Origin of the sequence: Nonomuraea sp. H19 (genome assembly GCF_052068215.1) — a bacterium.
GTDB lineage: Bacteria > Actinomycetota > Actinomycetes > Streptosporangiales > Streptosporangiaceae > Nonomuraea.
The window spans coordinates 25,449-39,102 of record NZ_JBQHCV010000004.1 but is presented as its reverse complement, the minus strand read 5'-3'; the positions used below and the strand labels follow the sequence as shown (position 1 = coordinate 39,102).

The 13,654-nt window shown below is 66.6% G+C and carries 13 protein-coding genes; 8 read left to right on the top strand and 5 right to left on the bottom strand.

Annotated features, from left to right (window positions below; translation table 11 throughout):
* Positions 1–70: 70 nt before the first annotated feature.
* Positions 71–988: a carbohydrate ABC transporter permease gene (locus ACTMTI_RS09465; RefSeq protein WP_441119616.1), complete on the bottom strand. Its 918-nt coding sequence runs from the start codon at positions 986–988 to the stop codon at positions 71–73.
* Positions 985–2,376, bottom strand: coding sequence for an extracellular solute-binding protein (locus ACTMTI_RS09460; protein WP_441119614.1), 1,392 nt, complete (start codon positions 2,374–2,376; stop codon positions 985–987). The genes ACTMTI_RS09465 and ACTMTI_RS09460 overlap by 4 nt, the downstream gene beginning before the upstream one ends.
* A gap of 304 nt (positions 2,377–2,680) precedes the next feature.
* Between ACTMTI_RS09460 and ACTMTI_RS09455 the strand changes: the two genes are divergently transcribed.
* Positions 2,681–3,817 carry a Gfo/Idh/MocA family protein gene (locus ACTMTI_RS09455; protein WP_441119613.1) on the top strand — a complete coding sequence of 379 codons (1,137 nt, stop codon included), beginning with the start codon at positions 2,681–2,683 and terminating at the stop codon, positions 3,815–3,817.
* The gene (locus tag ACTMTI_RS09450; protein ID WP_441119612.1) at positions 3,814–4,887 is read left to right on the top strand and encodes a Gfo/Idh/MocA family protein; all 1,074 of its coding nucleotides are present in this window, start codon (positions 3,814–3,816) and stop codon (positions 4,885–4,887) included. Before ACTMTI_RS09455 ends, ACTMTI_RS09450 begins: the two co-directional genes overlap by 4 nt.
* Positions 4,888–4,943: 56 nt before the next feature.
* Here ACTMTI_RS09450 and ACTMTI_RS09445 read toward each other — a convergent pair whose 3' ends face one another.
* Complete coding sequence (locus tag ACTMTI_RS09445) at positions 4,944–5,627, bottom strand: GntR family transcriptional regulator (protein ID WP_441119611.1); 684 nt, start codon at positions 5,625–5,627, stop codon at positions 4,944–4,946.
* A 73-nt stretch (positions 5,628–5,700) separates the two neighbouring features.
* On the opposite strand from ACTMTI_RS09445, the gene ACTMTI_RS09440 reads away from it, so the two are divergent.
* The 5 genes from ACTMTI_RS09440 to ACTMTI_RS09420 are packed head-to-tail and all read left to right on the top strand — an operon-like array spanning position 5,701 to position 10,485.
* Positions 5,701–6,702 carry an ROK family protein gene (locus ACTMTI_RS09440; protein WP_441119610.1) on the top strand — a complete coding sequence of 334 codons (1,002 nt, stop codon included), beginning with the start codon at positions 5,701–5,703 and terminating at the stop codon, positions 6,700–6,702.
* Complete coding sequence (locus tag ACTMTI_RS09435; RefSeq protein ID WP_441119609.1) at positions 6,699–7,469, top strand: sugar isomerase domain-containing protein; 771 nt, start codon at positions 6,699–6,701, stop codon at positions 7,467–7,469. Before ACTMTI_RS09440 ends, ACTMTI_RS09435 begins: the two co-directional genes overlap by 4 nt.
* Complete coding sequence (locus ACTMTI_RS09430; RefSeq protein ID WP_138711675.1) at positions 7,469–8,167, top strand: SDR family NAD(P)-dependent oxidoreductase; 699 nt, start codon at positions 7,469–7,471, stop codon at positions 8,165–8,167. Before ACTMTI_RS09435 ends, ACTMTI_RS09430 begins: the two co-directional genes overlap by 1 nt.
* Before the next feature lie 21 nt (positions 8,168–8,188).
* A complete protein-coding gene (locus ACTMTI_RS09425; protein WP_441119607.1) occupies positions 8,189–9,136 on the top strand; it encodes a phosphotriesterase family protein in 948 nt (315 codons plus the stop codon).
* Positions 9,136–10,485, top strand: coding sequence for an FAD-dependent oxidoreductase (locus tag ACTMTI_RS09420; RefSeq protein ID WP_441119606.1), 1,350 nt, complete (start codon positions 9,136–9,138; stop codon positions 10,483–10,485). Before ACTMTI_RS09425 ends, ACTMTI_RS09420 begins: the two co-directional genes overlap by 1 nt.
* A 690-nt stretch (positions 10,486–11,175) precedes the next feature.
* On the opposite strand, the gene ACTMTI_RS09415 is transcribed toward ACTMTI_RS09420, so the two are convergent.
* Positions 11,176–11,919: a hypothetical protein gene (locus ACTMTI_RS09415; RefSeq protein WP_441119605.1), complete on the bottom strand. Its 744-nt coding sequence runs from the start codon at positions 11,917–11,919 to the stop codon at positions 11,176–11,178.
* Positions 11,920–12,468: 549 nt separating this feature from the next.
* Here ACTMTI_RS09415 and ACTMTI_RS09410 point away from each other — a divergent pair.
* The gene (locus ACTMTI_RS09410) at positions 12,469–13,215 is read left to right on the top strand and encodes an AfsR/SARP family transcriptional regulator (protein WP_441119604.1); all 747 of its coding nucleotides are present in this window, start codon (positions 12,469–12,471) and stop codon (positions 13,213–13,215) included.
* Positions 13,216–13,462: 247 nt separating this feature from the next.
* On the opposite strand, the gene ACTMTI_RS09405 is transcribed toward ACTMTI_RS09410, so the two are convergent.
* A complete protein-coding gene (locus ACTMTI_RS09405) occupies positions 13,463–13,648 on the bottom strand; it encodes a hypothetical protein (protein WP_441119603.1) in 186 nt (61 codons plus the stop codon).
* Between the last annotated feature and the right edge of the window lie 6 nt (positions 13,649–13,654).

Genomic DNA, 13,654 nt, shown 5'->3' with positions numbered 1-13,654 from the left:
CCATGCCAGAGCCGGACCTGGCGCCTCGTCTGCTTCCTCATGGTCGGGGGCTGTGGGATCAGGGTGTTGGTCACTTGTTGTTCATCCTCGCGTTCAGGCCCACGTACATCGTGATGAAGACGGCGATGAGCAGCATGGCGGCGACGCTGATCGCCGAGCCGTAGCCTGCCTTGCCGAAGTCGACGATGTTCTGCTCGATGTAGATCGACATCGTGGTGGTGTCTGCTCGTGCGCCGAAGAGCACATAGAACACGTCGAACACGCGCAGTGCGTCCAGACTGCGGAAGACCAGTGCGACCAGCAGTGCGGGCCGAAGCTGCGGCAGTGTGATGGAGAAGAACCGCCGCACCGGTCCCGCTCCATCCACCTGCGCGGCCTCCTGAGTGTCGCGCGAAATGGATTGCAGCCCGGCCAGCAGCAGGAGCGCCATGAACGGCGTCGTCTTCCATACGTCGATCGCCGAGACCGACAGCAGCGCAGCCGTACGGGTGCCGAAGAAGTCGAACGGCTCACTGGCCAGGTGCAACTTGTCGACGAGCAAATCGTTGAAGACGCCGTAGCTCTGGTTGAACATCAACTTCCAGATGCTCGCCGAGATCACATTGATGATCGCGAACGGAACCAGCAACAGTGCCCGCATGATTCCACGACCGATGAAGACGCTGTGCAACGTCAGCGCGAGAATCATTCCCAGCACGGCCTCGATCGCGACCGTGATCACCGAGAACTCGATCGTGATCCAGACCGAGGACCAGAAGGCCGCGTCCTCCAGCAGGGTCGTGTAGTTACCCAGGCCGATCCAGCTGGAGGTGCCGCCGAAGGTGTCATTGGTGAAGCTGCGGTAGATCGTGGTGATGGCCGGGTACAACGCCACCACAGCCGCCACGGCCAGGCTGGGAGCCAGCAGGATCCAGGCGAGCCGAGCCTGTTGCGCGGCGAGGCCGGCGCTCGAGCGACGAGCGTGGCCGGAGCGTGGCGGAGCCGTCATCCGATCAGTTCCCGAAGATCGCCGGCCATCTTCTTCACTCCCGACTCCACGTTCGAACCGCGAAGCATCGCGTTCACCGCCTGGAAAATGATCGTTGATGCCTCGTTGTACTGGGCGCCGATCTGGGTCGGACGCGCGAACGGGACGACCTTCTGCTTCAGAGCCGGCAGCGCGGCCTGCACCTCCGCCATGGCGGCGACGGCCGGCTGGGCGGGGACATCGGCGGAATTGATGGCTCGATAGGCCTGCGCCTCGGGGCTGGTCAGGTATCGCAGCCACTCCACGGCGGCCTCCGCGTTCTGGCTGTTCTTGTTGATGGCGACCGCCCATCCGCCCGCGGCCGCGGCGGTCGTGGCGCCGGCCCCGGTGCCCGCGGGCAACGGCGCGACCGCGAACTTCCCGGCGACGTTCGACCCCTTCTGCAGGTCTTCGGCGTACTCCCAGTTGCGCATGAAGGCCGCGTTGCCGGCACCGAACGCGCTGTGCGTCTCGTCCTCGGTGAATGTGGTGACGCCGGTCGGAGAGATCTTGCCGACCCAGCTCTGGGCCAGCTTCAGCGCGGCGATCGCGCTCGGGTTGTCGACGGACACGGAGGTTCCGTCGATGAACGTGCCACCGTTGTAGGAGGCCACCCATTCCAGAGCGTTGCAGGTCAAGCCTTCGTAGGCGTTGCCCTGGAAGACGTAGCCGGCGAATGCCTTGTTGGCCTTCTGCTCACCGGCCTGGATCTTGGTCGCCATGGAGGTGAGCTCGGTCCAGGTTTCCGGCGGCTTGGAGAATCCGTACTTCTCCAGCAGATCGGTCCGGTAGTAGAGGCGCCCGAACCCGCCGTACCACGGGTAGGCCACGAGGCGAGAGTCGATCGTGTTGACCGCGATGAGGTTGGGGTAGCTCAGCTTGATCTCGGCCTCGGTGAGATGGCCTTTGAGATCAAGGAGATACTGGGCCAGCGCGGGCGGATAGATGAGGTCCACGAGCAGGACGTCGGGACTGCTCTGATTGGCGGCGAGCAGGCGCTGGTCCGCGGCGTACGCGTCGGACGTGCTCTTCGGAAGCGGAACAGTTTTGATCTTGATGCCGGTCTCGGCCTCGAACTGTTTCGCCAGCTGCTCAGTGGTGGACATCTCCGTACCGAAGCCGGGGATGTCGGTCGCGACCGTCGTACCGGCGTATTTCTTGGCGGTGGCTACGTTGTGCACGGCCGGAGCGGACGGCAGCCCTGCTGCCGACGCGGTGCTGCTGCTTGTGCCGCTGCCGCCGCCGATGCCGTTGCCCTTGCCACAGGCCCCCAGGAGCGCAGCCCCTCCAAGACCCATCGCACCGAAGCGTAGGAAGTGCCGGCGGTCGATGCCGGACGGGATCGCGCCATGACGCACCGTGTCGTTCATCTGGGTCCTCCAGTGGAAGGTCAGCGTCGATGTAGCGAGACGATAGGCCGACATCGATATAGATGGCTAGTGTTCCGATACCCAGAATTAACACGATCTTCAATGAGTGCCGCACCCCGCCAAGGAGGCATGACGGACCTCCTTGCCCGGGAGTGACCAGGTAGGTCAGCCAGCTGTGGACCATACAGCAACGCGGACCACGTGCACGGCGCCGGTCGGCTGGCCGATCGGTGACCTTGACCGGCACACAGGCGTCTGCTTACATAACGACCTGTATAGATGGCTGCTCGCGGAGGTCGAATACATGCCGGAAGGGACGAACGCTTCGGGGATCTGGCGGGTCGCGGTGCTCGGCTTCGATCACATGCATGCCGGCGATCAGCTGCGCCTCGCCGCCGAACACCCCAGCGTGGAGCTGGTAGGCGCGTGGGATGACCGGCCAAGCCGTGGCAGAAGCGTGCTCGCACACCTGGGCCTGCCCGAGGTCCTGCTCTACACCGACGTCGACGAGATGCTTCAGCGCGCGTCGCCGCAGATCGTCATCGTGTGCTCGACGACCGCCGACCATGTGCGCTGGGTCGAGTACCTGGCTTCCCATCCGGTGCACGTGGTCGTCGAGAAGCCCTTCGCATCCTCGCTGGCCGATGCCGATCGCATGATCGCCGCCATGCGCGACACCGGACGCACGCTGACGGTCAACTGGCCGCTGGCGTGGTATCCGCCCCATCGCACGACCAAGCGGCTGGTCGGCGAGGGAGTCATCGGGGAGGTCGCCGAAATCCACTACTACGACGGCAACCGTGGGCCGCTCAAACACGCACACGACAAGCGCGAGGTCGCGACGAGCGAAGACGTCGCCACCAAGAACGCGTCATGGTGGTATCAGCGAGCCGCGGGCGGCGGTTCACTACTGGACTACCTCGGTTACGGCGTCACGCTGGGCACCTGGTTCCGCGACGGGGAGCTGCCGAGCGAGGTGACGGCGGTGACCTACATCCCGCCCGGACTGGAGGTGGACGAGCAGTCGGTCGTCACCGCGGCCTACCCCGGCGGCCTGTCCACGTTCCAGACCCGGTGGGGTACTTTCACCGATCCGTGGACCATCCAGTCCGCGCCGCGTTGTGGATTCACTGTCATCGGATCTGAGGGAGTCATCACGAGCTGGGATTACGCCGAGACCATCACCCTGCACACCGCCGCCCGGCCGGAAGGCGCCCCGGTCGCCGTGGACGTGCTGCCGGCGGCCGAACGGGATCACCTCGGACTGCTCATCGATTCGCTGGAGCGCGACGTACCGGTCGCCGGACCGAGTTCCTGGGGCATCTCCCGGGCGGGACAGCAGATCGCCGATGCGGCCATCTTGAGCGCACGCCTGCGCAGAACGGTCTCGCTCGCGGACGTCGCCGCTGCTCAGCCGCTTACGGTCGGGACCGGCCGATGACTGCCGGCGACAGAACGGTGCGGTATCTACCGCAGGAGCCGCGGCACTACCGGCCGGGCATCGGGTTGATCGGCTGCGGAGGTATCAGCGCTCTGCACCTCGCCGCCTACCGCGAGGCCGGCTACGACGTGCTCGTGCTGTGCGATCTGCTCGCCGAGCGTGCGTACGAGCGGCAGGCGGAGTTCTTCCCGGGCGCTCGGGTCATCACCGATTACCACGAGATGCTCGCCATGCCAGAACTCGAGGTGGTCGACATCGCCACCCACGTCGATGTGCGCCCGCCGATCGTCGAGGCCGCGCTGCGCGCCGGCAAGCATGTCCTCAGCCAGAAGCCGTTCGTGCGCTCGCTGGCCGAAGGGCGGCGGCTGTGCGCCATCGCCGATGAAGTCGGCCGCACGCTCGCGGTCAATCAGAATGGGCGCTGGGCGCCTCATTTCTCCTATCTTCGCCATGCCGTTGCGGCCGGTCAGATCGGCACACTGACCTCTGCCGACTTCGCCGTCTACTGGCCGCATGATCGGATCGTGGAGAGCGATCCACGCTTCTCCAAGATGGAGGACTTGATCCTCTACGACTTCGGTATCCACTGGTTCGACCTCATCGCCAACCTTTTCGGGGAGCATGGTGAGGCCCGGAGCGTCATGGCGAACTGCGGCACGCGCCATGGACAGGTCATCCCGGTCCCGACACAGGCCCAGGCCCTCATCGATTTCGACGACGCGCAGGTCAGCCTCGTATTCCGCGGCTCCAGCAGGTGGGCTGAGTCCGGCGGCTACCGGGTCGAGGGAACAACTGGTGTGCTCACCCACACAGGGCAATCGCTCGGCGGCCCGGACGTCGTTCTCACTGACGCACGCGGCACTCACCCGGTGACCGTTGAAGGCGACTGGTTCGCCAACGGGATGCGCGGAACGATGGGCGAGATGCTCCGCGCGATCGAGGACGGGCGGCGGCCTGGCATAGAGGGCCGGGCTTCATTGCCGGGACTGGCGCTGTGTTACGCCGCGATCGAGTCATCGCGTACCGGGTTGCGGGTCGATCCCCGTGACGTCGACGCGCTTCCGCGATGAAGCCGGCCTGCCCCGCGCTGATGTGCCGACGCCGCGGCCGCCCTGGCGCCGGTGCGTCAGCCGCGCTCGAGGACGACATCGAACAGGTAACGCTCGCCGACGTAGGAGGTCTCGGTGTATTCCATCGGTGCTCCCTGCTGATCGAAAATCGTGCGACGTTCGACCAGCAGCCCGGCCCCCACCTTGACCGCCAGCAGTTCGGCCTCAAGCGGGGACGCGGTCGCCGCCGTCAGCGAACCGCGAGCCAGCGTCGGCTCACGTCCCAGCTCCCGCACGAGTTCATGCATCGACGACGTCGCCAGGTCCGCCTGCAAGATCGGCGCACTACCAGGAGGCAGGATGGCACGCTCCAAGGCCAAGGGGATCCCGTCGGCCAGACGCACGCGCGTCACGGCGACGACACGATCAGCCGCGGCGAGATGCAACGCGCGCAGCTCATCTGCCGAGCCGGCTCTGAGCCCAGCGTTGAGCACCCGCGAACTGGGCACTCGTCCACGGGACCGCATGTCCTCGGTGAACGACCGTAGTCGGTTCATCCCGCGATGGATGTGATGATCGGCGATGAAGCTACCGCTGCCCGGCACGCGATAGATGGCTCCCGCATTGACCAGACGCAGCACGGCCTGACGCGCGGTCATCCGGCTGACGTTGAAGCGCTCACAAAGCTCGCTGTCGCTGGGCAGCTGATCACCAGGTTGACCAGCGGCGATGAGCTTGCGGAGATGCTCCTCGATCACCACGTAACGCGGTGTGCGAGCGGCAGCCACAGCCGGCTCCTTTCTCGTCGCAGCAACTACGAGGCTAGGTTACTCCATGTCTAGAGGGCTAGATAACCAAGATCGGACGCTGGCGGGCGCGCCCGAGGTGGCGTGCTGGCTGGGTGTCGATGTCGGCGGCACGAACATCAAATGGACGATCCTGAACGGTCGTGAGGTGGTCGCATCCGGCTCGATGCCTACGGCGCGCGATGGTGAGCATTCGGTCGTCGATCAGGTCGCCGCGCTGATCAACGAACAGGCAGGCGATGTCAGGGGGGTCGGGATCACCGTTCCCGGCCATGTCGATGCCGCTACCGGCCGGACCGGCATCGTGCCCAATCTGCCGGGACAGTGGCGTGACTTTCCGTTGGGCGCAGTCCTGACCAGGGCCACCGGACACCACGTCGCTGTGCTCAACGACGCCCGGGCATTCGCTCTCGCCGAGTTGCGCCTCGGCGCCGCGACCGATCTCGCTGACGCGGTCTTCGTGGCCATCGGAACCGGGGTGGGCGGCGCCGTCGTGCTCGGCGGAAGGCTGCTCGGCGGCGTCGCGGGCCGCGTCGGCGAAGTCGGGCACGTCAGCGTGGTACCCGACGGGCCACTGTGCGGCTGCGGCGGCCGCGGCTGCGTCGACGCCGTCGGCGGCGGCGCCGCATTGGTGACAGCCGCTCGCGCCGCCGTCAGGGCCGGTGCCGCCCCCCTCATCGAACGTCGCAGCGGCGGCGATTTGGCGCGGCTCACTCCCGTCGCCATTTTCGCCGCGGTCGCCGACGGTGACCGCGGGGCGGCGGCGGTCGTCAGCCACGCGAGCGCCGCGCTGGCAGCCGGCGTGGCCAACGCGTGCGCTCTGCTCGGGATATCCAACGTCGTCCTCGGCGGCGGGCTCGCGCACGGCTATCCCGGCCTCGTCGATGTCGTCAGACGGCGGTTGGAGACTGTGGCGCCGCTCATCGGGCCGTCACTCATCCGGCTCGCCCACTTCACCGACCATTCCGCCGCAATAGGTGCCGCTCTCGGCGCCCAGGACGATCAACCAACCCTCTTGGAGTACACGTGAGATGGACTGATCAGGCTCGCCGCATTCTGGACGCACTGGACAGCACCCAGCAGGACCCGATCGAGCAGGCCAGCCAGATCGCCGCCCGTTCGATCGGTGGCGGCGGGCTGGTCCACGCCTTCGGTACCGGACACTCCCGTATCCCGATTGAAGAGCTCTTCCCCCGCTACGGGTCCTACCCGGGCTTCAGTCCGCTGGCCGAGCTGTCGATGACCTTTCACACTCAGGTCGTCGGTGCCAACGGCCAACGCCAGGCGATGTTCATCGAGCGTATGGAAGGTCTCGCCGACGTCATCCTCGCCAACTTCCAGCTACGACCCCAAGACAGCATGATCATTTTTAGCGCGACCGGGCTCAACGCCGTGCCGATCGAAATGGCCATCGGCGCCCGCAAAGCCGGCCTGCCGGTCATCGCGGTCACCTCCTTGGCCGCGACCAACGCCGCAGAGGCGCGGCATTCGTCAGGAACCAAGCTCTGCGACCACGCCGACGTCGTGATCGACCTTTGTACCCCTGTCGGCGACGCTCTTTGCGAGATCCCGGGGCTGGATACTCCGATAGGCCCGGGAAGCACTCTGGCCGCCGTCGCCATTGTCAACAACATCAAGGTCCGCACCGCCGAACTGCTGGTGGCCGCAGGGCGCATGCCGGCCGTGCTGACCAGCGGCCAGCTCGTCGGCTCCGAACGGTCGACGGCGATGTTCGAGGACGCGTACCTCGATCACGCGGCCCGCGCCGCCGCCGTCCTGCGCAAGAAGGCACTTTGATGTCCGGGCGCGTCCTCGTCGCCGGCGCCCGTGGCGGCATCGGCGCCTCGGTGATGGAAGCGCTGGCAGCTGAAGGATGTGCCGCCTACGGTGTCGACCGCGACGACGTCGACGTGACCAGGCCCGGCGGAGCAGAGTCGGCCGTCAGGCAAGCCAGCGAGCGCCTCGGCGGCCTGGATGGAATAGTGCACGCCATCGGCATGAGCGGGCGCGGCCTGGGAGACGGTCCGATAACCGACTGCACCGATCAAGCCTGGACCGAGGTGCACCGGGTCAACCACGAGTCGGTCTTCCGGCTGCTGCGAGCGGGGATTCCGGAGCTGGCCCGAGGCGGCGGGGGGTCCATCGTCGTCGTGGGCTCGGCGCTTGCCACGACCCTCGCGGACGACTTCCTCACAGTCGCCTACGCGAGCGCGAAAGGAGCCCTGGTGCCCCTCGTCCGCTCGGCGGCCTACGAGGCGGCCCGCTCCGGTGTGCGCATCAACATCGTCGCGCCAGGGCTGGTGAACACACCCATGGCGCAGCGCGCTCTGGGAGACCCGGATATCACCCGCTCGATGGCGGCGCTCCAGCCCCTGAGCCGCCGGGCGCTGGAACCCGCCGAAGTCGCCGCCGCGATCCTCTGGCTGCTGTCGGACGCGGCCCGCACCATGACCGGCGCCGTCCTACCCGCCGACGGCGGCTGGACCCTACGCTGACGCGACGAACGGAGCAGTGGAGTGTCTCTCGTCCAGACGGTCTGCGGGCCGGTCGAGGCGGACAGCTTGGGCGTCGTCGACGCCCACGAGCACGTGTTCCTGTCCAGCCCGGCCTTGCCCGGGGAACACTTCGACGACCCGGACAAGATGTGTGCCGAGCTGAGCCTCGTCGCCGGCAGCGGCATCGACACCGTAGTCGACTTGACCACAGTGGGGCTCGGGCGCCGGCCCACTCACCTGGCCGAGATCTCGCGACGCTCCGGCGTCCAGGTCGTGCTGGCCACCGGCTATCACCGCGACGCCCACTACACCGCCGATCACTGGGTACACCGCGAAAGCGCGGACGTCCTGCTGGATGTTCTGCTCACCGACCTGCGTACCGGCATCGACGACCGGGACTGGCGCGGGCCGGCACCGCTGCCGACAACGGTGCGCGCCGGACTGATCAAGATCGGCGCCTCCTATCAGCGGATCACCTCCGGTGAACGCCGCCGGATCGAAGCCGGCATCGAAGCGGCGCGGTTGGCCGGGGTCAGCGTGGCCGTGCACTGCGAGATCGGAACGCTCGCCCACGACATGCTCGACATGGCCGAAGCCGGCGGGCTGAGCCCCGACCGGGTCGCACTTGCGCACATGGACCGCAACGCCGACCCGGACCTGCATGGCGAGCTCGCCCAACGCGGCGCGTACCTGCTCTACGACACGGTCGGCAGGATCAAATACCGGCCGGACTCCGACCTCATGGCGCTCATCGAGCGGCTCCTCGACGGCGGGCACCCCGAACGACTGATGCTGGGAACCGATGTCGGCCGCAGCACGATGCTGCGTGCTTACGGAGGCGGGCCGGGGATGGACGTACTCGGCCGCGACTTCTTGCCCCGGCTGCGCCGCCGCATCGGCGATCAACCGGTCGACCAGATCACTCGCACCAACCCTGCCCGATTCCTCGCCATTAAGGATATTTCTTGATGCCCCCGAGTTCATTTCGCCTCGCCACCGCGATCACGCCGGTGCTCGGTCAGGTCCCGCAGGTAGCCACCGTCGACGTGCTCGTGGCCGGCGGCGGATCAGCGGGCTGTGTCGCCGCGATCGCCGCCGCTCGCTCAGGCGCTCGAGTGCTCCTGGTCGAGCGCCACGGATGCCTCGGAGGCATCGGAACCAGCGTCCTGGACACGTTCTATGGCTTCTACACCCCAGGCCCGAACGCGAAGGTCGTCGGAGGAATCGCCCAAGAGGTCGTCGATGCGCTTACGACGCGTGACGCCGCCTTCATCCGGCCGAACACATACGGCGCAGGAGGAGGCGTCACGTATTCCCCCGAAGTGCTGACCATGGTGTGGGACGAACTCGTCGCCGGCAGCGGCGCTGACGTCCTGTTCCACACCATGGCGATCGACGTCATCGTCGACGCCGAAGGAGGCGACGTCACCGATGTACTGCTCGCCACCAGAAACGGCCTGCTCAGGGCCTCTGCGAGCGTGGTCGTCGACTGCACCGGCGATGCGGATATCTGCGCCCACGCCGGCGCCGGCTACGACGGAGCGGAGACCGGGGAACCCGTTCAAGCGCTGACCACGACGTTCCGGGTCGCCAACGTCGACACCGACCGCGCCCGGTCGTTCCCGAAACAAGAACTGTTCGAGCTGATGGCTCAGGCTGCGAGCCATGGTGACTACAAGCTGCCTCGGCAGGAGGGCAGCATCCACCGGACCCCGGGCGACGGCGTTTCACTCGCCAACATGACACGGGTGGTGGGCGTCGACCCGACCGATGTCCGCCAGCTGACCCGCGCCGAAATGGACGGACGGCGGCAGGTCGGGGAATACGTTCGGTTCCTGCGGGACCTCGTACCCGGTTACGAGAAGGCCGGCCTGGTCGGACTGTCCTCGCACATCGGCGTACGCGAAGCTCGCCGTGTCCACGGCGACTACCGGCTGACCGCCGACGACGTACTGAGCGCACAGCGCTTCGATGACGCCATCGCTCAATGCGGCGCGCCGATCGAAGACCACACCAGCGGCACCGACACCCTCTGGCGCTACATCCCGGACAACGGCGTGTACGACATTCCCCTACGCTGCCTCCTCCCTGTCGGCCTGAACAACGTCATCGTCGCCGGACGCTGCCTGTCAGCCACTCACGAGGCCCACGCCAGCGCACGCTCCATCGCCCAATGCATGGCCATGGGACAAGCTGCGGGGACGCTCGCGGCGCTGAGCAGCGCCAGTCGCAAGCCTCTGCGTCAGATCGACGTCGCAGAGCTACAACGCCACCTCTGCCGCGATGGAGCAATGCTCAGCCCGAAAACATCGATCTGACACGCGCGAGCGCATCCACAGCACCTGATCCGCCCGCTCCCCCGTCGGATGCGCCGTCGCAGGAAATCTCGACGCCATCGCATCCGGCGGCGGGGGGCGGTTCCCAGGTCTTCCTCTCGACGACGCCCTGGCTGAGTTCATCCGCGCAGGGCCGCCGCTGGAGGCCAGCTCATCTCCTACCGCATCAACGGCGCCGACTCCTGGCAACGCCACCAACTCCGCGACACCACCTGGCAGGTCTTCGACCACCTCCTCTCCCCCGGCGGCGGCGTCTACTACGGCCACCACCGCGACAGCTCCATGCACCGCTACCACGACCAAAATCCCTACGACGGCCGAGACGACGACCTCAAGGGCCAAGGCAGGTCGCTCAGCGGGTCGGCGACGTGCTCCAAGGGGCGTGCGAGCACGTCGATCGGGGATGACGGCACGCGAACGCGGCCCCTGTTCTTGATCGACTGGCGTGGACGCCAAGGATCATCAGGGGTCGCGATCGTCATCTGCGCCCGGGGTGCTCAACCGCCCCGGGGTGTCTCATCGAGCCCGTGTGTGTCCCACGAGCCGAGAGCGCTTCGGCCCTACTCCAGGTGCAGCCCTGTCGCCCGCGAACCCGTCCTGGACGCAGCCCTTGGTCACTCGCACGACGTTGACCACCGGTAGTGGGGCAGATCGCGATTATTCAGCGCGATCCTAGCGGTCGTAAATCACCAGCGAAATCGATCCTTCACTGGTCTCGATCGGGAAGGTGTAGAGGCTGAAGCCCGGATAGTCCGAGCCTGGAGCGCTCTCGAAGGTGAACCCGAGCATTTGTATCGCCTTGGGGAACGAGTGGAGCTCGCTGTTGTCCACGGTGGCCTGCACTATCCATCGTCCCGGATCAGTGTCCCCCGCGATGTACGAGTACGTGATGCTGAACAGGATCACCGAATTGTCGTTCGAGTCGATGGCTTCTCCGTTGCCGATGCAGAATTGGAGCTCGACGCTGGTTGTGCCTTGAATGAAGCCGTCGCCTCTGGTCAGTACGACCGTGTCGGTCTCTCCGGTGAAGAGGGGGTTGGGCACGTTGGAGATGTCCGCCTTGGTCGGGCGGCAGTTGTACAGCGTGAGAGCCTTCGTCGAGTTGTTCGTGACGGTGATCTCCAGAGACTCCCCTGCCGACTGGTGCGTCAGCACCGTGTTGGCGATGTTCGCACCGAGTTGCGCTGCCGCGATCATGTTCGACTGAATCGTGGCGGCCACCCCGACCGCGGCCATGCCGACCGCCGGCGCGATACCCGGCAGGGCCTCCGGCCCACTGCTGCTGTTTTGGTCGAGGTATTGATAGAAGCCGACGATGTCTCTGTTGGCCTGCAATGCGGCGTCGTTCATGTCGTCGAGGAATGTCACGGTGCCGTGGGTGGTGGTCGTGCCCGTAACGTCGGTGGTCAGGGTCATTTTGTCTCCTCTGGCAGGGTGCCGACGGGTTGAAAGAGCGGGAATTTCCATCTGACAATAACCACACCGCCCGCCTTGGCCCTGTCGTGACGAAGCATTGTCCCGGCCACTTTTGACTCGAGAAAGAATGGGCGATGGGGTCCGAAGGTAACCTCCGGGCCAGCGGCTCATACCCGCCTCCCCACGGATGCCTGGAACGATCCACAGGCGCGGCTCGCTCCAGGGTGCGACGCCTACGACGGCAAGGGCAACCGCTCCGGCAAGGGCCGAGCTGCCGGTGACGCCGATCGACGACACCACCCGCCCATCACCTCCGTCGTGCGCATCGCCGAACTTGGGTCGGGCCGGATCGGCATCGCCTGGGACACCCCCACGACCAGTCCGCCGCCATCTGGCGCCCGTTGCCGATGCCGCCGCGGTCCGCGAGCTCACCCGGCCTGGCCCGCCGCACCCTGGCCCTGGCCCACCTCTGAGCTCCGGTACGGCACGCGCACCTGCCCATACCTGGGATATACCCGGCACGATCACAATGCCGGTTGGAGGTGCACGATGTTCCAACTGTTAGGACGCTTGGCGGTGGTCGACGGCGGGGGCCGCGCGATCAACGTCCGGGCCGCGAAGCAGCAGGCGATCCTCGCCGTTCTCATGCTGCGCCCGGGCGGAGTGGTCAGCGTGGATCGGCTGATGACGGAGCTCTGGCCGGACGAGCCGCCGGCCACGGCCAGAGCGAGTCTGCAAACGTATGTTTACCGCCTGCGACGCGCTCTGGCACCGCTTGCCGCCCACGGTGTCAGCCTGACCACCCTCGAGAACGGCTACACCCTGGTCGTCCCGGATCGAGCGGTGGACATCAGGGCGTTCGAGCAGCGCTTCACCCGGGGATCGGAGGCTCTGATCGCGGGCAGTCCGGCGGTGGCGGCCGGGCTGCTGCGGGAGGCGCTGAACATGTGGCACGGCCCGCTGGCGCCGGAGATCGACGTCGAAACCGTCCGCCGCGAGCGCCGGCGCCTGGACGCGGTGCACTTGACCGCATCCGAGCTCTGGGTGGAGGCCGAGCTGCGGCTCGGCCTCCACAACTGGGTCATCCCGGAACTGGAGCGCCTCGTCGAGGCCCACCCTTTCCGTGAATCCCTATGGGAGATGCTGCTGCGGGCTCTGGCCGGGCGCGGCCGCCGCGCCGAAGCGCTCGCCGCCTACCGGCGCATGCGAGACATCCTCAGTACGGAACTCGGCATCGAGCCGGCCGACTCCCTGCGCCGGCAGCACCAGGAGATACTTCGAGGCGCGCCGCTCTAGCAACAGGTGTTGCAGACGATCACGTATTTTCCACAACTTCCGTCACAGCAGTGCGCCCGAAGTTTCGTTCCGCCGATGCATTTGTAGATGTAGTAGCAGTCGACGGCGGCAGCGCTGTGCTGCGGGACGACCATCGCCAGGATCCGGTCGCCGAGCTTTCCTATCGCGTTTCTCATGGTCCTCGATCTCGCGTTCTACGGGAGTTCCCCCTGGCCGGCGCCAGCCAGGGGGCGATCCCTTTACTTACCTACGCGCACTGCTTTCTCGTGTAGACCGAGCAGTCGCTCCTCCAGCACTTGAAGTAGGCGCAACAAATGCTGCCGGTGCAGGTCGTGTGGTCGAGAATGCAACGTGCGGTGCAGGCGGCCTGCGCATCGCCGGCCGGTACGACGAAGGCAACGATCCGGTCCGCCAAGGCAGTGATGGATTTCACCTGTCC

Bases quoted from the DNA above. Each gene is read 5' to 3' on its own strand.
- ACTMTI_RS09430 (WP_138711675.1), top strand. From the start codon at position 7,469: ATGTCCGGGCGCGTCCTCGTCGCCGGCGCCCGTGGCGGCATCGGCGCC.
- ACTMTI_RS09420 (WP_441119606.1), top strand. From the start codon at position 9,136: ATGCCCCCGAGTTCATTTCGCCTCGCCACCGCGATCACGCCGGTGCTC.
- ACTMTI_RS09415 (WP_441119605.1), bottom strand. From the start codon at position 11,919: ATGACCCTGACCACCGACGTTACGGGCACGACCACCACCCACGGCACC.
- ACTMTI_RS09440 (WP_441119610.1), top strand. From the start codon at position 5,701: ATGTCTAGAGGGCTAGATAACCAAGATCGGACGCTGGCGGGCGCGCCC.
- ACTMTI_RS09455 (WP_441119613.1), top strand. From the start codon at position 2,681: ATGCCGGAAGGGACGAACGCTTCGGGGATCTGGCGGGTCGCGGTGCTC.
- ACTMTI_RS09460 (WP_441119614.1), bottom strand. From the start codon at position 2,376: ATGAACGACACGGTGCGTCATGGCGCGATCCCGTCCGGCATCGACCGC.
- ACTMTI_RS09410 (WP_441119604.1), top strand. From the start codon at position 12,469: ATGTTCCAACTGTTAGGACGCTTGGCGGTGGTCGACGGCGGGGGCCGC.
- ACTMTI_RS09465 (WP_441119616.1), bottom strand. From the start codon at position 988: ATGACGGCTCCGCCACGCTCCGGCCACGCTCGTCGCTCGAGCGCCGGC.
- ACTMTI_RS09450 (WP_441119612.1), top strand. From the start codon at position 3,814: ATGACTGCCGGCGACAGAACGGTGCGGTATCTACCGCAGGAGCCGCGG.